The sequence below is a fragment of the Mycobacterium sp. genome, from assembly GCF_035697385.1.
Lineage (GTDB): Bacteria > Actinomycetota > Actinomycetes > Mycobacteriales > Mycobacteriaceae > Mycobacterium.
In genome coordinates, this window is record NZ_DASSCY010000317.1 from 14,757 (window position 1) to 36,795 (window position 22,039).

Sequence of the window (22,039 nt, forward strand, 5' to 3'; positions counted from 1 at the left end):
ATGAAGGTGAAGGTCAACTATGACCGCTGCGAGGGCCATGCCATCTGTGTGAGCCTCGCGCCGGCCGTCTTCCAGATCGGAGATGACGACGAGCAGGTGCGGGTCATCAACGACATTCCGGACGAATTTGTGCACGCCGACGTCATTCTCGCGGCCAAACGGTGTCCGATCCGTGCCATCACGGTGACGGATTCATCCGGACCGTAGGCAGGAACTCTAAATATGCCCCTCACACTGAGTACCGCGGGCGACAATGACCGCGATCCAAGCGACGATCAAACCGGTCCGGGCTATCGGCGACCTTCTCGCGATGTCGCTGGATACCTTCCTGCTGATGTTCAAACCGCCATTCGCATCGCGGGAGTTGTTGCTCCAGAACTGGTTTGTCGCGCGGTCTCGATCTTGCCGATGCTGATGCTGGCTATCCGTTCACGGTGCTCACTCCCTTGACCGCGCCGTCGTAATCGCCGTATACGGCCAGCTTTAGTGCGGTTACCAACCCCCTAGTGAAAGGCATTGGTAAGTCATGGAAACAGTGAGCACTACCGAGAACGCACGTCGCTGGCTCGACGTGCTGGCAACGGGGGCTTTCGCCGACTGGGACGGGCTCGTCGGCCCGGAGTTCAGTATGCACGCCCCGCTGATGCCCGGCGAAGGTGAGACGCCCACGAGTGGCCTAGAGGCGAATCGCGCACGAGTGGCGGCACTTTGGCAGGCCTGGGATTCATTCGAGTTCTTCGATGTCGAGGTCCACGCGGCGGCAGACGATCCGGACCTTGTGTTCGTGACCGCCCGATCGCAGGCAAAGACGGTGTGGGGTGCACCGTACCGCAACAGGTACTTCATTCGGCTGCGGTTTGGCGACGGCACACTGCTTGAGCATCTGGAATTCCTGGACCCCAGGCCCGTTCTCGAAGCCTTCGAAGGCCACCTCTGAGAAAGGCGGATTGGAATGACTCTGAACGGCAAGGTGGCGCTGGTCACCGGAGGAGCCAGCGGTATCGGTCAGGCCACGGCGCGTGCACTCACCCAAGCGGGCGCCACTGTCTATGTCGCCGATTTGGACACCGGGGCCGCGAAGACCACGGCTGACGCGCTTGGAGACCGCGCGGCGAGTGTCTATCTCGACGTCACCGATGCCGATTCCTGGACCGACGCCGTTGGTCAGGCGGCGGCTGGGTCGGGGTCGATCTCGGTATTGGTGAACAATGCGGGCATCTTCACGCCAGGCGGCCTGGAGGCCGTCGACAGCACCGACTTTCGTAAGACCTTCGAGGTGAACGCGCTTGGTGTCTTCCTCGGGATGAAGGCGGTCGCAGACACAATGCGCAGCGCCGGCGGCGGCTCCATCGTGAATGTCTCCTCGTCGGCAGGCCTCGTCGGCGTCAAGGACGCCATCGCCTACTCCGCCTCGAAGTGGGCTGTCCGTGGGCTCACCCGCAGTGCAGCACTGGATCTCGCGCCGTACTCGATCCGGGTGAACTCGGTACATCCCGGTTTGATCGACACCCCGATCTTCACCGGATTCCCGCGCGAAGCCCTCGATGCGATGACCGCTGCGCTACCGCAGCCCCGCCTCGGCCGTCCAGAGGAGGTAGCGGCTGTCATCGCATTCCTGGCATCCGACGCGGCCAGCTTTTGCACCGGTTCGGAGTACACCGTTGACGGCGGGTATGCCTGCGCATGACGGACAGTCGGTAGGCGCCCGTGAAGCGGCACCGGTGATGCCGGGGATGGTCGATCTCGTCGAGGAGCGCGATGGCGTAGTCCTCACCGCTGATCGCCGGGTTCCCTTGCTCGTCAGTGGGCGGAACGTCACTCCCGACACGGTAGCGACCCAGCCGCACCCCGGGAACGTGGGCATCGATTCCAACCGGGCGACTGAGGTAGAACCAGTCGAGATCGGCCGGAGCCAGAGCCTTGACTTAAACGTAGAAAATTCGCTAGATTCGTCGAACCGTGTGGCCTAGCCCACACAAGGGCCGACACCGGTCGGTCCGGATGAGGTCTGCGGAACTGCATGAAGGGATTCAGCGGGGCATGAACCTTGGCCTAACGCAGCAGGGCGGAGAGCGTTGATCTCCGCGGCCGCCGCCATCAAGCCGATCCGCGCCGTGGGCGACTTTTATGCCATGGCGATGGACACCATGGTGCTGATGTTCAAGCCGCCATTCGCCTGGCGGGAGTTGCTACTGCAGAGCTGGTTTGTGGCACGCGTCTCGCTCATCCCGACGCTGATGCTTGCCATTCCTTTCACTGTGCTCACGGTGTTCATGCTCAACGTCTTGCTACTGGAGTTCGGTGCAGCGGACTTGTCAGGATCCGGTGCCGCACAGGCTGCCGTCACCCAGATCGGCCCGATCGTCACGGTCCTGGTGATATCGGGCGCCGGTGCGACCGCGATGTGTGCCGATCTGGGCTCGCGCACGATCCGGGAAGAGCTTGATGCGCTGCGGGTGTTGGGCATCAACCCGGTTCAATCACTGGTGGTCCCGCGTGTGCTTGCCACCACCGTGGTTGCCCTATTGCTCAATTCGCTGGTCTCGGTCATCGGTCTTGGCGGCGGGTTTTTATTCTCCGTCTTTGTCCAGCACGTCACACCCGGCGCCTTTGCGGCTGGCTTAACGTTGCTCACCGGGTTGACCGACGTTTTGGTCTCGTTGTCCAAAGCAGCGCTCTTCGGATTGGCGGCCGGCCTGATCGCTTGTTACAAGGGCATTTCCGTGGGTGGCGGGCCTGCTGGCGTGGGTAATGCGGTCAACGAAACGGTGGTCTACTCGTTCATGGCGTTGTTCGTCATCAATGTCATCGTCACTACCGTCGGCGTAGAGGTGACGAGGTGAGTTACAAAGCGGTGGCGCGGCAACGGTTTCCGCGCATTACCCGCACAGTCCTTGGTTGGACGGAGGGCTGGAACCGAGTCGGTCTGCAGATGGCTTTCTACACCAGGACGATCGCTGAGATACGGACTGCACTGGTGTACTACCGGGTCGAGGTTCTGCGGTTGATCGCCCAGATGAGTCTGGGCGCCGGCGCTCTGGCCGTGATCGGCGGAACCATCGTGATCGTCGGCTTTTTGACTCTGTCGACCGGAGCGACTGTCGCAGTTCAAGGCTACAACTCGCTGGCGGGCATCGGGGTCGAAGCACTGACCGGCTTCACCTCGGCATACGTCAACGTGCGCTTGGTATCCCCGGCAGTGGTCGGCATAGGTCTGGCAGCAACCATCGGCGCCGGCGCTACGGCTCAGCTTGGCGCAATGCGGATCAACGAGGAGATCGACGCGCTGGAGGTGATGGGCGTCAGATCGATCGCTTATCTGGTGTCCAGCCGAGTGATGGCGGGTGTGATCGTCGTCATCCCGCTCTACTGCGTTGCAGTGATCATGTCATTCCTTGCGGCACGAGCGAGTACGACCCTCGGCTACGGTCAGTCGACCGGCGTCTACGACCACTACTTCAACACCTTCCTGCGTTCTTCTGACCTGATCTGGTCGTTTCTAGAAGTGATCGCGATGGGCATCGCGATCATGCTGGTGCACACGTACTACGGCTACACCGCGGTCGGTGGGCCAGCCGGTGTCGGCGAGGCCGTTGGCCGGGCCGTACGCACCTCGTTGGTTGTGTCGGCGTTTGTGATCGTGTCCATCGCACTGGCCGTCTACGGGCAGTCCGGCAATTTCAATCTCTCCGGGTGAGGACAATGGCAGACAAGCGCAAACGTGCCCTACACCCGGCTTGGTGGACAGCGATTTTCCTTGCGGTGGTGGTGATCTGGTGTGCCGCAGTCCTTACGCTGTTCAGCGGCACCTTTCGTGAATTCGTCCCGGTTACGTTGACTTCCGATCGGGCGGGTCTGGTCATGGAGTCGGGCGGCAAAGTAAAGATGCGCGGCGTAGAGGTAGGCCGGGTGGCAACGGTGAGCCACGGCACCGATGCCGTCAGCTTGAAGCTGGAGATCTACCCCGACAAGATCAACTACATTCCGGCCAACGTCGGAGCGCAGATCAGAGCTACCACCGCCTTCGGCGCCAAATATGTCGACTTGATCGAACCGGAGCATCCCAGCGCTGCACGGCTGTCCTCCGGGGCGGTACTGGAGTCCCGAAACGTAAGCACCGAGGTCAATACGGTCTTCCAGAATCTGGTGGGCGTGATCAAAAAGATCGACCCTGCCAAGTTCAACGCGACGTTGGCCGCGCTGGCCGAGGGTGTGCGGGGCCAGGGACAGGCCATCGGAGCAGCGACCACTGACGCGAATCAGGTTCTGCTGGCACTTAATCCGCGAATGGATACCGTTGCGCAGGACATCCGCGCCTTCACCGACTTCAATGACACCTATAGTGCTGCCGCGCAAGACATTCTGGCGATCCTCGATGCCGCCAGCACCACCAGTACCACTCTCACCAATCACGCATCAGAGTTGGACGCCCTGCTGCTCAACGTCACCGGCCTTGCACGCAGCGGCATCGATCTGCTGGGTCCGGCCAAAGACAACCTGATCCGCGCCGTCAACGTCCTGCAACCAACCACCGACCTGCTCTATAAGTACAACCCCGAATACACCTGCTTGCTGATGGGCGCGAAATGGTGGCTTGACAACGGTGCGTATACCGCCGTGGGTGGCAACGGCAAAACATCGATCCTCGACGCCGGCATTACGTTCGGTGACGATCCTTACCGCTATCCGGAAAATCTGCCGATCATCGCCGCCAAGGGTGGACCGGGGGGTAAGCCGGGATGCGGTTCGCTGCCCGATGCGACCAAGAACTTCCCTGTGCGCCAATTGATTACGAACACCGGGTGGGGAACCGGACTCGATGTCCGACCCAATCCGGGCATCGGCTTCCCGGGCTGGGCCAACTACCTTCCTGTTACTCGCGCAGTCCCCGAAGCCCCGAGCATTCGCTACCCAGGGGGGCCCGCCCCGGGGCCGGCGCCGGCATACCCCGGTGGGCCGCCCTACGGCGCGCCGGAGTACGGGCCGGACGGTACTCCGCTGTATCCGCCGCCGCCCGGCGCACCACCTCCAGCGCCATGACCCACCTAGTATCGAGAGGAACGCGGCAGTGAGAGACAACCTTGGCGGCGCCATCGTGCGCCTGACGATCTTCGTGGTCGTCTGTGCCGTTGGCCTGTTCGCGATGCTCGCGATTTTCGCCCAGTTCCGCTTTCAGAAGGAGATTGTCTATGACGCCGAGTTCACCAACGTCAGCGGATTGAAGAACGGTGACTTCGTTCGCATCGCGGGGGTGGAGGTCGGCAAGGTCAAGGGCATCTCGATCCGGCCGGACACCATAGTGGCGGTGGAGTTCAGCACCGACCCTTCGGTCGTGTTGACCAAAGGAACGAAGGCGATAGTCCGCTGGGACAACCTGATCGGTGATCGCTACCTGGAATTGCAGGAGGGGGCGGGTGAGCCGCAGCGGCTGGCTGCGGGCGCGACGATTCCCACGGACAGGACGGCGCCCGCTCTTGACCTGGACGCGCTGATCGGGGGATTCAGGCCGCTGTTCCGGGCGCTGGACCCAGAGCAGGTCAACGCGCTCACCGGCCAACTGATCCAGGCTTTCCAGGGTCAGGGAGCCACGATCAATTCGTTTCTGGCGCAGACCGCTACATTCACCAGCACATTGGCCGACCGTGATGAGTTGATCCGCCAGGTCATCGACAACCTCAACACTGTTATTGGCTCATTGGCGGGCCAGAGTGCGCAATTCGGCAAGGCCGTGGATTCGTTGTCCCAACTCGTAGAGGGCCTCGCCGCCCGAAAAACCGACATCGCGAATGGTTTGGCGAACGCGAACGCTGCAGCGGCAGGCATCAGCGAACTGCTGGCGGAAGCGCGCCCACCGTTCCACAACACCCTGGTGCAATCCGACCGCGCGACCTCGATTGTGGTGGCAGACCACGAATATGTGGAGCACCTGCTCGACGGGCTGCCGGACAAGTATCAGGCCCTCGCGCGGCAGGGCCTCTACGGTGACTTCTTCAGCTTCTACGTATGCGACATCGTGTTGAAAGTCAACGGCAAGGGCGGTCAGCCGGTGTACGTCAAGGTGGTCGGCCAAAGCTCCGGGCGGTGCACTCCCAAATGAAATTCTTTTCCGAACGCAACCCGGTAGTCATCGGGGTCGTCGGCGTCGCCGTGACGGCCGCCATCGCGCTGGGGGCGATGCAATACAAGAACCTGCCATTCATCGGAGCCGGCAAGGAGTACACGGCGTACTTCGCCGAGGCTGGGGGGCTGCTGACAGGTGCGCCGGTCCAGGTGTCGGGCTTCCAAGTCGGTGAAGTGTCCGATGTGGAACTCGATGGGCCGCGTGTGCTGGTCACGTTTACGGTGAAAAATGAGATTTCACTCGGTGACCGAACCGAGGTGGCAATCAAGACGAAGAACGTGCTGGGCGCCAAGCTGCTCGATGTCACACCTCGTGGGGATGGGCGGTTGTCGGGTCCGATCCCGGTCGAACGCACCACCTCTCCGTATCAAGTCCCTGACGCTCTGGGCGATCTGGCCACCACTGTCGACGCCCTGAACACCGATCAGTTGTCGCAGTCACTGGCGATGCTTTCGCAGACGTTCCAGGACACACCACCGGATTTGAAGGCCGCTGTCCAGGGGGTGGCACGGTTCTCTCAGTACATCAACGATCGTGATGCGGAACTGCGCAACCTTCTGTCTAACGCCAACAAGGTCACCGGCGTGCTCGCCGAGCGCACCGACAAGGTGGTCGGCCTGATCACCAACTCGAACGCATTGTTGGCTGAACTTCGCAACCAAAGCGCCGCGCTGGACGAGATCTCGAACAATGTTTCGGCTCTGGCTCAGCAGGTTTCGGGGTTTGTCGCGGACAACCGTGATCAGATGCGACCAGCGTTGGACAAGCTCAACGGCGTGCTGACGATCGTCGATGACCGCAAGGCGAACGTACAGAAATCCATCAAACTGCTCAACGCCTACGCGATGTCATTCGGCGAATCCCTGGCGTCCGGGCCGTTTTTCAAGGCCTACATTTCCAACCTGGTGCCCGGCCAGTTCATTCAGCCGTTCGTCGAGGCCGCGTTCTCCGATTTGGGCCTGGATCCCAATGTCCTGTCGCCCTCCCAAATGAGTGACCCGCAGACGGGTCAGCCGGGCACCCCGGCGCTGCCCGTGCCGTTCCCGAGAACAGGCCAAGGCGGTGAGCCGCGTTTGACGCTGCCCGATGCCATCACTGGCAACCAGGGCGATCAGGGGTGTGGCCCGCCCGGCTTGCCGCTGCCCGGCCCTACTGGTTGCTATCCCTACCGCGAGCCGCTTCCCGCTCCACCGCCGGGTGGCCCGCCGCCGGGGCCGCCCGCACTGGCGCCGGGGGAAACGGCCCTGCCGACGCCCGAGCCATCGCCGGTCTACGTGCCGGCGCCAAATGAAGTGGTAGCACCGACGGAGGCAGGCCGATGAAAAGACGTGCCAGTGTTCGCGTCGGTCTGGCGGCCGTGCTCGTTCTTGTCCTGGTCGCCGGCGTTGCGGTGAGCTGGAATATGTTGCGCACGATCAGCAGAACCACCGTCGTTGCGTATTTCGCGAACAGCAACGGCATCTTCCCCGGCGACGACGTCCGCATCCTGGGGGTGCCCGTCGGCAGGATCGACTCCATCGAGCCACAACCACAGCGGGTCAAGGTGACGTTCTGGTTCGATCGCAAATACCAGGTGCCCGCCGACGCCAAGGCGCTGATCGTGGCGCCCTCCCTGGTGACCGCGCGCGCCATCCAACTCGTCCCTGCCTACACCGGCGGACCCACGATGAAGGCCGACGCAGTGATCCCACAGAGCCGCACAGCGGTTCCGGTCGAGTGGGACGACCTACGGGTTCAGTTGCAGAAGCTGACCGAGACGCTTCAACCCTCCAAACCGGGTGGGGTTAGTACGTTGGGTGCATTCATCAACACCGCCGCCGACAACCTGCGCGGTGAAGGCTCCAACATCCGAGAAACCATCATCAAACTGTCGCAAGCGATCTCGGCGCTCGGCGACCACAGCGGCGACATCTTCGGCACAATCAAGAACCTGTCGACCCTGGTGTCTGCCCTGCAGTTCAGCAGCGACGTGATGAGCCAGCTCAACCGGAACCTGGCCGCAGTCACCGCCTTGCTGGCCGACGACCCCCAGCAGGTTGGCCGGGCAGTCACCGACCTCAATACCGCTGTCGGCGATGTTCAAAGCTTCGTGGCGGACAACCGTGAGGCGCTGGGCACCACCTCGGACAAGTTGGCGTCGCTCTCCACAGCCGTGGTGGAAAGTCTCGATGACATCAAGCAGACGCTGCATGTCTTGCCGAATACGGTGCAGAACTTCAACAACATCTATCAGCCCGCCCAGGCGTCGCTGTCCGGCGTCCTGGCGGCCGCCAACTTCGCGAATCCACTCATGTTCTTGTGCGGGGCGATCCAGGCCGCGTCGCGGCTCGGCGCCGAACAGGCGGCCAAGCTGTGCGTTCAATACCTGGCGCCGATCGTCAAGAACCGGCAGTACAACTTCCCGCCCCTCGGTATCAACCCGTTTGTCGGCACCCAGGCACGGCCCAACGAGGTTACCTACAGCGAGGATTGGATGCGCCCAGACTTCCGGCCGACGCCGCCACCGGACGCCGCGCCCGCTGCCGCACCAGGTCCTCCCGCCGACGGCGCCCCCCTGCCGGCAGAGGCGCCCGCACCACCCAGCGGGGGAGAACCAGAGGCGACCAACCCCGCCGACGGGCTTACCGGCATGATGGTGCCCCACGGAGCCGGATCATGACCGCGCACGTTTGGCGCGGTGGTGTCTGGGCCCTGCTGACAGCGCTTGCAGTAGTGACGATTTCGGGTTGCGCGGGCTGGCGGGGAGTCAACTCGATTTCGCTGCCTGGAACCGAAGGCAACGGACCCGGATCGTTCGAGATCCAGGCGCAGATGCCTGATGTGACCAATATCCAGCAGAACTCGCGAGTTCGGGTCGGCGATGTCACCGTCGGGCACATCACCAAGATCGAGCGGCAGGGATGGCACGCGCTCGTCACCATGCGTCTCGACGGTGGCGTGGTACTACCTGCCAACGCGACGGCCAAGATTGGCCAAACCAGCCTCCTGGGAACATTGCATGTGGAGCTGGCTCCGCCCACCGATGTTGCCCCCGAGGGCCGGCTGGCCCAAGGGTCGCTGATCCCTCTGGTCTCCGCGGGCGCCTATCCGAGCACCGAGCAGACGCTGGGCGCACTGTCCTTGCTGCTCAACGGCGGCGGTATCGGACAAGTCCAGGACATCACCCGAGAATTCAACGCCGCCTTCTCGGGCCGCGAAAGCGATGTGCGCAGTTTTCTCGAGCAACTCGACGAGTTCATCGGCCACCTCGACGCCCAAAAGGCCGATATCATCGCGTCCAGCGAAAGCCTCAACAAACTCGTCGGCCAGTTCGCGGAGCAGAAGCCCGTTGTCGACAAGGCGCTGCACACCATCCCCGATGCGCTGACTGTACTCAAGGACCAGCGCAACAACTTGGCCGAGGCGGTTGATCAGTTGGGCAAATTCAGTTCCCTCGCAGCGGACTCCACCAACCAGACCAAAGATGCGCTCGTCGCTGAACTCAAAGACATTGGGCCCGTGCTGGAATCGCTGGCAAACGCCGGTCCGAACCTTACCCGCTCGCTTTCCAGCCTTGCCACGTTGCCGTGGCCGAACGAAACACTGACGAACTGGTTCCGCGGTGACTATGGGAACTCGACCTTGGTCCTAGACCTGACATTGAGCCGCATCGACCGTGGCCTGTTCACCGGCACACGTTGGGAAGGCGATCTCACCGAACTGGAGATGCAATGGGGCCGTACGATCGGCCAATTGCCCAGCCCCTATACGGCAGGCAATCCATTGGTGGCTCCGTACCGATTCGATCAGGGGCCGTGACATGCGACTGCACAAACGCATGATGATCCAGCTGGCGGTCTTCGCCGTGATTACGCTGGTCGCCGCCGCGTACATGGCGTTCGGCTACATGAGACTTCCCGCCATGGTCGGTGTCGGGCACTACACCGTCACGGTCCAACTGCCGCAGTCGGGGGGCCTGTACGCCACCGGAAACGTCACCTACAACGGCGTGGAGGTGGGACGCGTGGAGAAGGTCGATCTCACCGACACCGGTGTCGAGGCGGTGCTATTGCTTAAGTCGGGCATCGACATCCCCTCCGATGTCAAGGCCGAGGTACACAGCCAAAGCGCGGTGGGCGAGCAGTTCGTCGCCTTGCTGCCGCGCAGCGGCGATGCGCCACCGTTGAAGGACGGTGACGTGATCCCACTGAGCGACACGTCAGTGCCGCCGGACATCAACACGCTGCTCGACGCCACCAACACAGGCTTGCAGGCGATCCCGCAGGACAACCTCAAGGTCGCGGTCGACGAGAGCTACCTGGCCGTCGGCGGTCTAGGCCCGGAACTATCACGGCTGACCAAAGGCTCGACGACACTGGCCACCGACGCGCGCGCCAACCTCGACTCGCTGACCACCTTGATCGACCAGTCCAAGCCGGTGCTGGACTCGCAGAACCAAACATCGGACGCGATCCACGCGTGGGCCGCGCACCTGGCTGCGATTAGCGATCAACTACGCGCCCATGACGACTCGGTGGCCGGCGTCATCGACAAGGGAGGTCCCGCAGCGGCCGAAGCGCAGCAGCTATTCGAACGCCTGCAGCCGACGTTGCCGATCGTGCTGGCGAACCTCGTCAGCATCGGCGACGTGGCCGTTACCTATCAGCCCTCGCTTGAACAACTCCTCGTCCTTGTGCCCCAGTCCATCGCGGCGATTCAGGCCGGAATGGTCGCCGACGCCAACACCAAGCAGGACTACCGCGGCATCACTCTGGACTTCAATCTCAACCTCAACCTGCCGCCAGTTTGCAACACCGGCTACCTGCCGCCTCAGCAAATGCGCTCACCCGCGCTGGTCGACTATCCGGACCGACCGGCCGGCGACCTGTATTGCCGTGTGCCGCAGGACTCCCAGGTCGCTGTGCGAGGGGCACGCAACCTGCCGTGCATCACCCGTCCGGGCAAACGCGCACCAACGGTCAAGATGTGCGAGAGCGACGAGCAGTATGTCCCGCTCAACGACGGCTACAACTGGAAGGGCGACCCGAACGCAACACTGTCCGGCCAGGACATTCCACAGCAGCCGCCCGGTTCACCGCCTGCAGAAGGTGCACCGCCGCCCGTGCCAGCGCCGCCGCCCGTCGCGGTCGCCCAATATGACCCAAACACCGGCACCTATGTGGGACCAGACGGACAGGTGTACACGCAGGCCAATCTGGCCCAGGGCGCGAAGGAGCAGACGTGGCAGTCGATGCTGATTCCGCCGGGGAGCTGAGTGAGCCCGACGACGCGGTGATCGCATGCGACGCCAAAGGCACCGCCGACTCCGTTGCCCGACAAGGCCGTTCGGCTGTTCGGCTTGCGCTGGCGGTCGGGCTGGTTGTTGTGCTGGCGGTGACGGGTTTGGTGGGCTGGCTGGGCTATCGAACACACGAATCGCACCAGACCCAACAGCTTCGCGCCCTGTTTCTGCAGGTCGGCAGGCAGGGGGCGCTCAACCTGACCACGATCAGCGACACCGAGGTCGAAGCGGACGTGCAGCGGATCCTGGATTCGTCAACGGGCACCTTCTATGACGATTTTGAGAAGCGATCCAAGCCGTTTGTCGATGTCGTCAAGCACGCGCAGTCGAAGTCGGAAGGCACCGTCACTGCGGCTGGCCTTGAGTCGCAGAGTGATGATCAGGCGCAAGTACTTGTTGCCGTTTCAGTGAAGACGAGCACAGCCGGTGTGGCCGAGCAGGAACCGCGGCTATGGCGCATGCGGATCGACGTCCAGAAGGTCGGCGACGGCGCCAAGGTGTCCAACGTCGAGTTCGTCCCATAAGAGGAACCCCCAGATGACCACCGGATTGGAGTGCAGTGTGCCCGTCGACACTGACGTCATCACCGACGGATCGCCGGCCGAACAAGGGACGGCGCAGGAGCAGATGGGCGCCGACGCCGATAGCGGGGAGCCGATGGGCGAAAGCGCCGATGCCGCGGCCGAACACGCCGAGGCCGGCGGCGGCCGGGTGGGCCGGTTCTCCTGGAAGCGCATCCTGGCCTACGGTGTGCTACCCGGCCTGGCGCTGATCCTGGCGCTGGGCGCGGGTTATCTGAAGTGGCAGGACAACTCGGCCCGTCTCGCGCAGACCGCCGCTGCGCAGTCAGTTCAGGCCGCCACCGAAAGCGCAATCGCGATGCTGTCGTATCGTCCGGACACCGTGGAAAAGGACCTGACCGCTGCGCGGGACCGCCTGACCGGACAGTTCAAGGACACCTACACCGGGCTCACCAACGACGTTGTGATCCCCGGCGCCAAGCAGAAGCAGATCTCGGCGGTGGCGACCGTACCGGCTGCCGCGTCGGTGTCTGCGACCGAAAACCACGCAGTGGTACTCGTTTTCGTCAACCAGACCACCATCATGGGGCAGGACGCACCCACCAACACCGCATCGAGCGTGCGCATCACCCTCGACAAGGTCCATGGCCGATGGCTGATCTCGCAATTCGACCCCGTATGAGTCGGGGCCTCACCGGTGCGATCCTGGCGACGGCCGCACTGTGCTGCGTCGCGGCGACGGCAGCCCCTTGCGCGCAGGGCGTCGGCGATGTCAAAGCCGATTTCCAGACCGCAGATGACTACCAGGCGTCATATCTGATCAACCAGGCGGCCAACGAATTGTGCCCGGTATTGATTTGGCAACTGCGCAACTCCGCGGCAGGTTACCGGCCGCAAACGCCTTGACGCAGAAAGAGAACGGAGGCCGCCCCATGATCCGACCGTTGTGTCGCGCGACGCAGGCACTGGTAATAGTTGCCTCACTTGCCGCCGGGACAGCACTGGCGATGCCCACTGCACATGCCGACAACAAGCGCCTCAACGACGGTGTCGTCGCGAACGTCTACACGGTTCAGCACCAAGCGGGCTGCATGAACGACATCAAGATCAACCCGCAGCTACGACTGGCCGCCCAATGGCACACCGACGATGTACTCAACAACCGAAGCCTCGACGGTGACATCGGCTCTGACGGGTCCACACCACAAGCCCGGGCCAACGCCGCCGGCTTCCAAGGTATGGTCGCCGAAACCGTCGCAATCAATCCCGCCCTGGCGATCAGTGGCATCGAGCTCCTCAACCAGTGGTATTACAACCCCGCTTATTTCGCAATCATGTCGGACTGCGCCAACACCGCTATTGGCGTGTGGTCGGTGAACAGCCTTGATCGTACGGTCGTCGTAGCGGTGTACGGGCAGCCCCAGTGACCGCACCGTGCCATCGAAAGTGCCACGCAGACAGCGTTTCTGCGCATCACCTGACTTCGCGCAATCCCGTCCGTACGGTAGCCGATCCGGAGGCGATCGAGTGGGTTCCCGGTTCGCCAACTATCCGCGCCGAGTCCCGATCACGTTCGGCCCAGACCTGACATCCCCTACCAAGCGCACTCGACGAGGAGAGCAAGCATGACGGGAAAAGTTGCCGGCAAAGTCGCGCTGATCACGGGCGCAGCACGGGGCCAGGGGCGCAGCCACGCGGTGCGCCTAGCCGAGGAGGGCGCCGACATCATCGCCGTCGACATCGCGGCGCAGGTCGACTCCGCACCCTACAAACTCGCCAGCCCATCGGATCTGGATGAAACTGCCCGCCAGGTCGAAGCCCAGGGCGGGCGCATCGTCGTCCGCCAAGCCGACGTGCGTGACGGCGAGTCGTTAACCGCGGCAGTCAGCGACGGCGTCGCCGAGTTCGGCCGGCTCGACATCGTCTGCGCCAACGCCGGAATCCTGTCCATCGGCGCTGCGCACGAGCTGACCGAGCAGCAGTGGACGGAGATGATCGACATCAACCTCAGCGGCGTCTGGCGCACCACGAAGGCCGCTATCCCGCACATGATCGCCGCGGGCAATGGCGGATCGATCATCATCACCAGCAGCGCGACGGGGCTGATGGCACAGCCGGGGCTGGCGCATTACGTCTCCGCGAAGCACGGCCTTGTCGGCCTGACGAAAACGCTGGCCCTCGAACTCGCGCAGTTGGGGATCCGCGTCAACAGCATCCACCCGACCACCGTGGACACCGACATGGCGCAGAACGAGCCGACATACCGGGTCTTCCTACCGGACGACCCGGAGCCGACCCGGGAGAAGTTCGCCGTAATCGCCGCCGAGTTGAATGCGATGCCGATCCCGTGGATCGAGTCCATCGACGTCACGAACGCGCTGCTGTTTCTCGCCTCAGACGAGGCTCGCTACATCACGGGCGCAGCACTGACCATCGACGCCGGAGCGGTGATCAAGTGAACCTCGCATACGTAAGCGCAACCCTGGACGCTCCGGCGGCGGCGGTGTGGTCGGTGATCGGCGATTTCCACGGCATGGCGGAGTGGGTGGCGATGATCACCTCATCGGTGCCCGAGAGTGACGAGGGAATCGGTTCAGTCCGCCGTGTGACGGCCGACGACGGCCTCGTGCTGCGCGAGCGCCTGGTCGCCTACGACGATCCCGGGCGCCGCTACTCTTATGAGTTCGCGGACGATCCGATCCTCTTCCCAGTGCGGTCGTATCGGGCCACCCTGCATCTCCTGCCGATAACTGAGAGCGACCAGACGTTCATCGAGTGGTACGGCGAGTTCGACTGCGCCGACGATCAGGTCGAGGAGAACCGTGCGATGTTCACCGGTCTCTACTCGGTGTTCATCGCCGACCTGCGACGCCATCTGAAGGCAGTTCGTAAGCCGCTGACAGATCCGAAACATACGATTCGCTAACTCTATTGTCAAATAGTTGCCGCAATCGTAAGCTGGTTGTATCGCGAGATGCTCCAACCGGGCCGCACAGCGCGCTGGATCGCGACGGGAACAGCTACGGAGGAGGGGGAATGACCTCCCGCACCATCGGATTCATCGGTGTCGGCCGACTGGGTTTGCCGCTCGCGAAGCAGTTGATCGACGCCGGTTTCGCGGTGGCAACCACCAAACGCGGCGGCAGCGACGAACTCGTTCGCCTCGGGGGCGACGTACCCGGCAACGGATCGCCACTCGCAGTCGCCGAGAACTCCGACGCCGTGGTCACGTGCATGCCGTCGGTGTCTGCTTTCGAGGACGTCCTCTACGGCGGCGAAGGCATTTTGAGTGGCGCGTCCGTGCCGCCCCTTATTGAGGCGAGCACCCTGCCTCTGGAGGTAAAACTCGCTGCTCGCCGAAGGTTGCTCTTTGCCCGAACCGGGATGCTCGACGCGCCGGTCAGCGGCACTCCAGAGATGGTGGAGCGCAACGTCGCAATGATCTACGCCAGCGGTGACCGCGATCTCTACCTGGAGTACGAGGCCGTCCTGCAAGCGATGTCCCCGCACGCGACATACGTTGGTTCATCCCTCAACGGCTCGAAGTACACATTCGTCGCCCAATTGCTGTCCACCATCAACGTCGCATCCGCGGTGGAGGCAATGGTCTATGCGCACCGGGTCGGGCTCGACCTGGACGAGGTCGCCGAACTCATCGCCGCCAGCCCGGGCGCCACCTTGGGAGAGTGGATTCCTGAGGGCCAGGCCGAGGGATCGCCTGTCTCCGTCGAGGCGACGATCAGGGACATCGACGAGGTGCTGGACCACGGGAAACACATCGGCGCGCCGAGGGATCTGCTTACCATCGTCGCCACGCACTGCCACCGGCTGCTGAACGGTGGAATCCGCAACGCCGCACCGGCCGAATCAAATCAGTGGCTGGATGCACGTGCATCCGCCGCGGCCCCGGAATAGCCGAACCTTCCCAGCGTTTCGAGGGATATTTGCTGCCCAACAATTCCGTTTTGGCTGGTTCAAGAACTGTGCTGACAGATCCAAGCTGTTGCCAAATGGTTATCGATCGCGTCAACTATTAGTCACGGATGTAAACTGCTGGCATGTGGCTGTCGTAGCTGTACCACGGCCCGGGCTTGGCATGAGGAGATGGTGGAGACGGTGGACGCGGCAGAACCCTTCGACACGGCCGATCGGCCGGTCAACATCAAACGAGGCAGAAAGCAGAATCCGTTGGCCGGAGCGGGCGCATCAAGCGTGCGCAAGGAGCTCGTCGAGAATCAGATGTATGAGACCGCGGCCAAGCTGTTCGCGCACCGCGGCTTTGCCGGCACCAGCCTGCAAGACATCGCCGACGAGATGGGCATCACCCGTCCCGCCCTCTATTACTACGTGAAGAGCAAGGACGATCTGCTGGCCAAGCTGATTACCGAAATCACCGAAGGCAGTACGAGCCAGATACTTGCCGTGGCCACCGACCCCGAATTGGATGCCGCCCAGAAGCTTTCCCGCATCGCCTACCTCATGGCGCATAACCGCGCCATGCAACCGACGCGATTCCTGTTGCTTTCACGGTCGGAGGCCGAACTCTCCGACACGCTCGCCGAAGTCCACGAGAAGACCAAGCGGGCGATGCTACGCAGCCTCATCGGCGTGATCGACCAGGGCGTTGAGGCCGGACACTTCCGCCCAGTCAATCCCCGTTCGGCGGCTCTGGCGGTGATCGGGATGTGCAACTGGGTGGCGTCGTGGTTCCACGAGGACGATGCCGCCGGCGCGGAACAGGTCGCCAGCGACATTGCCGATTTGGCTCTCGCCAGCGTCGTGCAGTCCCCCGACAGAGTCACTGCGGCAACGGGACCCCGGGCTGCGGCCGCACTGCTGCGTCAGGACCTCGCCTTTCTCGAACGGCTGCTCGACGACTCGGATCGCGCTGAGCCGCCGAACCGGAGCCATCAACGCTGACCGAGCCACCCTACGGTCAGATGACGTGGATAACCGGTTCGAAGCCAAAGGCGCTGCCGTCCCAAATCGCGTCGTTGGTCAGGCACTCGCGAGGCGATCAGTGTCGTGATCATCCATGATGCGGCCCAATAGCGCCAGGACACTTCCTATTTCGACGTTGTCATCATTCGTGGGTTTCACGTTGACCCGTCCAATCTGTCCGTCGCGAAACGTCGCCGTGCTGAGCTAGCTGGCGCTGGGTACTCCGGAGAGCATGGTCAGGACTTGGTTGTAGGTGCCGTTGGCTTCGGCGTCGCGGACGAATTTGGCGCGCTCGACGACGAGTTCTTTGGCGTCGGGCTGGGCGCGTAATTGGTCCAGGGTTTCGGCGAGGAAGTCGGCTACCGGCATGGAGGTGTCCTGGTCCTGCTGGCCCATCAGGGTGGTGCGCACCGCCGGCGGGGCCACCTCGATGACCTGCACGCCGGCGTCGGTCAGTTGCACGCGCAGGCTCTCGGAGAACGAGTGCAGCGCGGCCTTGGTCGCGCAATAGGTCGGGGTGATCGGCATCGGCACGAACGCCAACGCCGAGGTGACGTTCATGATGGCCGCGTCGGGATTGTTGATCAGCAGCGGCAAGAAGGCGTAGGTCATCCGGATGGTGCCCAGCAGGTTGATCTCGATGTGGTCCTCGGCGATCTGCAGGGAGGCGGGGTCTAGGACGTTTTCGGGCAGCATGATGCCGGCGTTGTTGACCAACACGTTGAGCTCGGGGTGGCTGGCGGCCAGGGTTTCGCTGGCCAGCGCGATCGATGCGGGGTCGGCGACGTCCAGCACGATCGCCTCGATGCCGGGGTGATCGGTGACGATCTCGTCGAGCAGTTGCTTGCGCCGCCCGGCCACGATGACCTTGTTACCGGCATGATGCAGCTCCACCGCCAAACCCAGTCCGATGCCTGACGTGCCGCCGGTGACCAGGATCGTGTTGCCGGTGATCTTCATCGTGTTCTCGCCTTCACTGCGGGGTAGGGTTGGGGTCTAAGCGGACAATTGTCCGACCGCCAAGGTAACGGACAATTGTCCGTTCAGCAAGTTTCACCCCCAAACACCCACGAAAGGTGAGCAAGTGCAGGGCACGACGCAGACACCAGCGCGCTCCGATGCGCTACAGAATCGTGAACGCATCCTGGAAGTGGCGCTGGCGGAGTTGATGCGTTCCGCGGACGTGCCGCTGAGCGCGATCGCGAAAAAGGCAGGCGTCGGGCAGGCCACCTTCTACCGCAACTTCCCAAATCGGAAGGCACTCGTCCTCGAGGTCTACGACCACGAGGTACAGCAGGTGGCTGACTCTGCGGCAAAGCTGCTCAAGTCCCGGGCACCCGATCACGCGTTGCGGGAATGGATGGGTCGTCTCGCCCAGTTCGCCATGGCTAAGGCCGGCCTGGCTGACGCGATGCGCCAGGCAACTTGTAGCCCGGCGACGCCGGGGCGCGCCGCGGTCACCGCCGCGGCGGAACTCCTGCTCCAAGCCAACGAGCAAGCGGGCAGTATTCGCCCTGGAGTAAGCACCGAAGACTTCTTCCTCGCCATCGCCGGCATCTGGCAGATCGACCCCGACGAGGACTGGAAACCGCGCCTCACCCGGCTGCTCGACCTCGTCATGGACGGCCTGCGCGCGGGTGCGCCCGCATCCGCTGACGACCGTCAGCGGCGGCCACATCGCCGCGCCGCGGCCAAACCTCGTGTGGCGCACTAGCCATGCCCGTTCCGACAGCGACAGCTGGAATCTCTCCTCGAGCGTGGGCGCGACTGCCACCGTGGCCGCCGGCTCACGCGCACTGGCGTCAAGCCCGCAGGATGAGTTCATCAACGATCCGTTCGCCGCGCCAATCATGCGCGAACGGATCTTCATCAGCGCTGTGCGGGCCCCGTAAAAAAATTGGACGACTTCGTAAGGACGGGCGGCGCAGCGCAGGCGTGATCGGCACGGACACAACGACATCGCAGGTAGATGGCTCGCCCGACTATCGCTCGAGACTGTTGCACGTGCTCGTCAATTAGTAATCGTGAGCGTAAGTTGCCACGTGGATGCCCGGACTAGGAGGGCCGCTCGACCTAGAATGAGGGAGTGGCGAAGACGGTGGGCACTGCGCGATCATCCGATCCAGCCAGTTCGGGTAAACGTGTCCGCAAACGAGTATCAAATGCGCCGAGCGCGTCGAACGTGCGTAAGGAACTCGTCGAGAATCAGATGTACGAGACGGCGGTCAAGCTATTTGCGCTGCGCGGTTTCGCAGGGACAAGTCTTCAGGACATCGCAGACGAAATGGGGATCACCCGTCCCGCGCTCTATTACTACGTAGAAAGCAAAGACGACATACTGGCGAAGCTCGTCACGGAGATCACCGAAACGAACACGGCTGAGATCCTCGATCTGGCGACCGACTCCAATCTCGAACCCGTGGCTAGGCTTTCCCGAATCGCTTACGTCATGGCGTACAACCGCGCGTTACACCCCACGCGGTTTCTGTTGCTGGAGCGCTCCGAAGGCGAACTTTCCGAAGGCCTGGCCAAAGTCCACGAGGAAAACAAGCGCGCCATGCTGCGCAGCATCATCGAACTCATCAAGCAGGGCATCGATAGGGGGCAGTTCCGCCCCGTCAATCCCCGCTCGGCGGCGCTGGCGGTGATCGGGATGTGCAACTGGGTGGCGTGGTGGTTCCACGAGGACGACCGGTCCGTCGCGAAGCAGGTGGCGATCGAGATTGCCGACATGGCGGTCGCCAGCCTCCTGCAGTCCTCTGCCCGGAACACCGGTCTGATGGGACCCGGCGCTGCGGTGGCCCTGCTGCGACAGGATCTGGCGTATCTGGACCGGCTCCTAAACGAATCCGATCAGGAGCCCAAGCGGCGACGCCGATAGTTTGGTCGGCCGGGGGACGATCAGGGGATCAGCTCCGCCAACCGTTCGCCGGCCATCACGGCAGTCGCGTTTGTGCCGCGCGCGATGTTGGTCGGGAACATCGACGTATCGGCGATCCGCAGTCCGGATACCCCCCGGACCAGGCCGTCCTGGTCGACAACGGCAAGCGCATCGGACACCGGCCCCATCCTGCAAGTAGAGGTCCCGTGGCCCGGGCCCCACGTTGACAGATGGGAAAGGATCCAGGCGTCGAGTGCGGCGTCGGTGTCGAGATCGTGTGAATCAAGACCGATTGTCCTACCGCCGATCTCGCGCATCGCATCCGATTCGAAAATCGCCGCCGCGACCCTGACCACTTCCCGGTACTGGGCTATATCACGCGAGTCGGTGAGGAAATTCCAGCAAAGCCCGGGACCGTCGTGTGGATCAGCCGAGCGCAGGAAGACGCGTCCGCGGCTGTGCTGTTGCATCAGCCGCATGAAGACGAACGGATTGTGCATCGGGTCGTCGCTTCGCGCCCCGTCCGGCAGAGCTTCGTCGATGCCCATTGCCTCGGCCAAAGTCATCACATAGGGCAGGATCTCGACCGAGCCGTCGCTAACTGAATTGTGTGACGCGGTTTTCCAGTGCAGTGCCGAAGTCATTGCGCCACGCCCTTTGATTCGGCGGACGCGCGGATCGATACCGTAGCTCAGGACGACGTCGGGGTGGTCGACTAGCTCGGCCCCTACGCCCGGCGAGTCGCAAACGACAGGGATGTTGTGGTCAGAAAGCTGGGAGGCCGGGCCGATTCCGGACAGCATGAGCAGCTGTGGCGTCCGCAGCGCCCCGGCCGCGAGGATGACTTCGCCGGCGTTGACCCGTTGCCGCACACCGTCGAGCTCGAATTCGACGGCATAGGCGCGACCGCCATCGAACAACACGCGGCCGACCAACGCATCACCGCAGACATCGAGATTGGGTCGCTCCAGGTTCGGCAACAGGTAGGCGATCGCGGGGCTGACGCGCCGGCCGTCGCCGATGTTGTACGGCACCGGTCCAACCCCTTCGGGTTCATCGCCGTTCTTGTCGAGTTCCTCGGGGTAGCCGAGGCCGACGCAGGCGGCCGTGAAGGCGGCCGTGAACTCCGGCGCTCGGTCCTTGTCCTCCCGCCTGACTGGTATCGGTCCGTCCACGCCGTGCAATTCACCGGTGAAGTCGGCGTCGTGCTCCAGCTTTCGAAAGCAGGGCAGCGTCTCGGCATAGGACCACTTGTCGTTACCCAGCTCTTCCCAGCGGTCGAAGTCAGAGCGCCGCCCGCGAATGAAGTAGGCGCCGTTGATGGATCCTGACCCACCGATGATTCGCCCCCGGGGGGCCATCACCTCGACGCCGGGACGTGATTCGCCGGGAAACGCCCAGTTCGCCGGGTGGCCGGGGATCATCGCGGTGTAGTCGCTCGGGTCGAGAACGGCTGGTGGAAAGTCCTCCAACGAACTGGGAGCCGGGCCGGCCTCAAGGACGAGGATGCTGCGGTTCTGCCGTCCGCTGAGTCGGCCGGCCAGAGTTGCGCCCGTCGAGCCGGCGCCGATGACCACAACGTCGTAACTCTTCTTCAAGGGATATGTCCGAGTGTGCTTCATCGAACCGAACACCTTTCTTTGATTGACATCTGCTGGCCTACAGGGTGTTTCACCACCGGACGCCATGGCGCCGACAGACGCCGTTGCTCCGCCTACGCCGAAACACGGCCCTACTGCTGCGGGGTCGCCAGTTGCTGCAGGAATCCGGTGAAGTCGATGTCAAGCCAGTGCTCTGCGATCTTGCCGTCGCGAACGAGGTCGAAGGCCGTTCCCGTCAACACCGCCGTGCGTCCGCTCGAAGGCACGCCGAAGAATTCCGATTGCTGAGTGCAGTTCATCATCCAGCGCGTTGCGACCTTGTCGCCCTCAGCGATCTGGTCGAGGATCGTCATGGAGAAATCAGTGAACGCGTCGAACAGTGCGCTGTCGGTCTCCAGCCAGGCCGCTCGATCATAGGTACCGCCCATGGCGTGGCTCTGCGCGTCTGTCGCGACGTAGCGCTCGAAGCTGGCGGCCAGGTTCTGCTCGTTGTAGCTGTCGTAGAACTTCCTCGTCATATCCTTCGGGTTGTCCGAAAGTGTCACTGGCTTCCTCCTCGGGTGCGGAGCGAATCGTCAAACGCGGCAAGCGCGCTCATGGGACGGTGTGCTGGTTCAAGAGACATTGGTGGGATCGTGGTCGCACTTGGCCTGCAGAGATTTGGAAAGCTTCGTCTGCCAACGAGATACCGAC

23 protein-coding genes and 2 pseudogenes are annotated in these 22,039 nt (G+C 63.1%); 22 read left to right on the forward strand and 3 right to left on the reverse strand.

From position 1 onward, the window contains the following. From VFH65_RS26855 to VFH65_RS26950, 19 genes and pseudogenes are all read left to right on the forward strand, one after another. A complete protein-coding gene (locus VFH65_RS26855) occupies positions 1-207 on the forward strand; it encodes a ferredoxin (RefSeq protein ID WP_353325812.1) in 207 nt (68 codons plus the stop codon). 319 nt (positions 208-526) lie between these two features. Continuing rightward, the gene (locus tag VFH65_RS26865) at positions 527-937 is read left to right on the forward strand and encodes a nuclear transport factor 2 family protein (protein WP_353325814.1); all 411 of its coding nucleotides are present in this window, start codon (positions 527-529) and stop codon (positions 935-937) included. 15 nt (positions 938-952) lie between these two features. Further along, positions 953-1,687, forward strand: coding sequence for an SDR family NAD(P)-dependent oxidoreductase (locus VFH65_RS26870; RefSeq protein ID WP_353325815.1), 735 nt, complete (start codon positions 953-955; stop codon positions 1,685-1,687). A 445-nt stretch (positions 1,688-2,132) separates the two neighbouring features. Then, a complete protein-coding gene (locus tag VFH65_RS26875) occupies positions 2,133-2,843 on the forward strand; it encodes an MlaE family ABC transporter permease (protein WP_353325905.1) in 711 nt (236 codons plus the stop codon). Next, positions 2,840-3,697 carry an ABC transporter permease gene (locus VFH65_RS26880; protein WP_414688519.1) on the forward strand — a complete coding sequence of 286 codons (858 nt, stop codon included), beginning with the start codon at positions 2,840-2,842 and terminating at the stop codon, positions 3,695-3,697. Before VFH65_RS26875 ends, VFH65_RS26880 begins: the two co-directional genes overlap by 4 nt. 5 nt (positions 3,698-3,702) lie before the next feature. After that, positions 3,703-5,040: an MCE family protein gene (locus VFH65_RS26885; protein WP_353325817.1), complete on the forward strand. Its 1,338-nt coding sequence runs from the start codon at positions 3,703-3,705 to the stop codon at positions 5,038-5,040. Between the two features lie 28 nt (positions 5,041-5,068). Next, positions 5,069-6,097: an MCE family protein gene (locus VFH65_RS26890; protein ID WP_353325818.1), complete on the forward strand. Its 1,029-nt coding sequence runs from the start codon at positions 5,069-5,071 to the stop codon at positions 6,095-6,097. Further along, a complete protein-coding gene (locus tag VFH65_RS26895; RefSeq protein ID WP_353325820.1) occupies positions 6,094-7,443 on the forward strand; it encodes an MCE family protein in 1,350 nt (449 codons plus the stop codon). The genes VFH65_RS26890 and VFH65_RS26895 overlap by 4 nt, the downstream gene beginning before the upstream one ends. Beyond that, positions 7,440-8,780 carry a virulence factor Mce family protein gene (locus VFH65_RS26900; RefSeq protein ID WP_353325822.1) on the forward strand — a complete coding sequence of 447 codons (1,341 nt, stop codon included), beginning with the start codon at positions 7,440-7,442 and terminating at the stop codon, positions 8,778-8,780. The genes VFH65_RS26895 and VFH65_RS26900 overlap by 4 nt, the downstream gene beginning before the upstream one ends. After that, the gene (locus VFH65_RS26905) at positions 8,777-9,919 is read left to right on the forward strand and encodes an MCE family protein (RefSeq protein ID WP_353325824.1); all 1,143 of its coding nucleotides are present in this window, start codon (positions 8,777-8,779) and stop codon (positions 9,917-9,919) included. Before VFH65_RS26900 ends, VFH65_RS26905 begins: the two co-directional genes overlap by 4 nt. Before the next feature lies 1 nt (position 9,920). After that, a complete protein-coding gene (locus tag VFH65_RS26910) occupies positions 9,921-11,375 on the forward strand; it encodes an MlaD family protein (RefSeq protein ID WP_353325826.1) in 1,455 nt (484 codons plus the stop codon). Beyond that, on the forward strand, positions 11,342-11,926 hold the full coding sequence (locus VFH65_RS26915; protein ID WP_353325828.1) for an Mce protein: 585 nt from the start codon (positions 11,342-11,344) through the stop codon (positions 11,924-11,926). Before VFH65_RS26910 ends, VFH65_RS26915 begins: the two co-directional genes overlap by 34 nt. A 13-nt stretch (positions 11,927-11,939) precedes the next feature. After that, on the forward strand, positions 11,940-12,605 hold the full coding sequence (locus tag VFH65_RS26920; RefSeq protein ID WP_353325830.1) for a hypothetical protein: 666 nt from the start codon (positions 11,940-11,942) through the stop codon (positions 12,603-12,605). 65 nt (positions 12,606-12,670) lie between these two features. Beyond that, positions 12,671-12,829 (forward strand): annotated as a pseudogene (locus tag VFH65_RS26925) (DUF732 domain-containing protein); the annotation flags it as partial. Positions 12,830-12,930: 101 nt separating this feature from the next. Further along, positions 12,931-13,344, forward strand: a pseudogene (locus VFH65_RS26930) (CAP domain-containing protein); the annotation flags it as partial. Between the two features lie 204 nt (positions 13,345-13,548). Next, the gene (locus VFH65_RS26935; protein ID WP_353325832.1) at positions 13,549-14,382 is read left to right on the forward strand and encodes a mycofactocin-coupled SDR family oxidoreductase; all 834 of its coding nucleotides are present in this window, start codon (positions 13,549-13,551) and stop codon (positions 14,380-14,382) included. Continuing rightward, positions 14,379-14,849, forward strand: a complete 471-nt coding sequence (locus VFH65_RS26940; protein WP_353325834.1) for an SRPBCC family protein — start codon at positions 14,379-14,381, stop codon at positions 14,847-14,849. Before VFH65_RS26935 ends, VFH65_RS26940 begins: the two co-directional genes overlap by 4 nt. Before the next feature lie 110 nt (positions 14,850-14,959). After that, complete coding sequence (locus tag VFH65_RS26945) at positions 14,960-15,838, forward strand: NAD(P)-dependent oxidoreductase (RefSeq protein ID WP_353325836.1); 879 nt, start codon at positions 14,960-14,962, stop codon at positions 15,836-15,838. 189 nt (positions 15,839-16,027) lie between these two features. Continuing rightward, positions 16,028-16,843, forward strand: coding sequence for a TetR/AcrR family transcriptional regulator (locus VFH65_RS26950; RefSeq protein ID WP_353325838.1), 816 nt, complete (start codon positions 16,028-16,030; stop codon positions 16,841-16,843). Positions 16,844-17,068: 225 nt separating this feature from the next. On the opposite strand, the gene VFH65_RS26955 is transcribed toward VFH65_RS26950, so the two are convergent. Continuing rightward, entirely contained in the window at positions 17,069-17,824 is a 756-nt protein-coding gene (locus tag VFH65_RS26955) for an SDR family oxidoreductase (RefSeq protein ID WP_353325840.1), read from the reverse strand. Between the two features lie 124 nt (positions 17,825-17,948). On the opposite strand from VFH65_RS26955, the gene VFH65_RS26960 reads away from it, so the two are divergent. From VFH65_RS26960 to VFH65_RS26970, 3 genes are all read left to right on the forward strand, one after another. Continuing rightward, positions 17,949-18,578 (forward strand): TetR/AcrR family transcriptional regulator, encoded by a 630-nt coding sequence (locus VFH65_RS26960; RefSeq protein WP_353325842.1) that lies wholly within the window; start codon positions 17,949-17,951, stop codon positions 18,576-18,578. Between the two features lie 43 nt (positions 18,579-18,621). Beyond that, positions 18,622-18,756, forward strand: coding sequence for a hypothetical protein (locus VFH65_RS26965; RefSeq protein WP_353325909.1), 135 nt, complete (start codon positions 18,622-18,624; stop codon positions 18,754-18,756). 194 nt (positions 18,757-18,950) lie between these two features. Continuing rightward, entirely contained in the window at positions 18,951-19,745 is a 795-nt protein-coding gene (locus VFH65_RS26970) for a TetR/AcrR family transcriptional regulator (RefSeq protein ID WP_353325844.1), read from the forward strand. A gap of 20 nt (positions 19,746-19,765) precedes the next feature. Here the strand turns inward: VFH65_RS26970 and mftG are convergent, their stop codons facing one another. Beyond that, positions 19,766-21,367, reverse strand: coding sequence for a mycofactocin system GMC family oxidoreductase MftG (gene mftG / locus VFH65_RS26975; protein WP_353325846.1), 1,602 nt, complete (start codon positions 21,365-21,367; stop codon positions 19,766-19,768). Between the two features lie 110 nt (positions 21,368-21,477). Then, the gene (locus tag VFH65_RS26980) at positions 21,478-21,891 is read right to left on the reverse strand and encodes an ester cyclase (protein WP_353325848.1); all 414 of its coding nucleotides are present in this window, start codon (positions 21,889-21,891) and stop codon (positions 21,478-21,480) included. Positions 21,892-22,039: the final 148 nt, after the last annotated feature.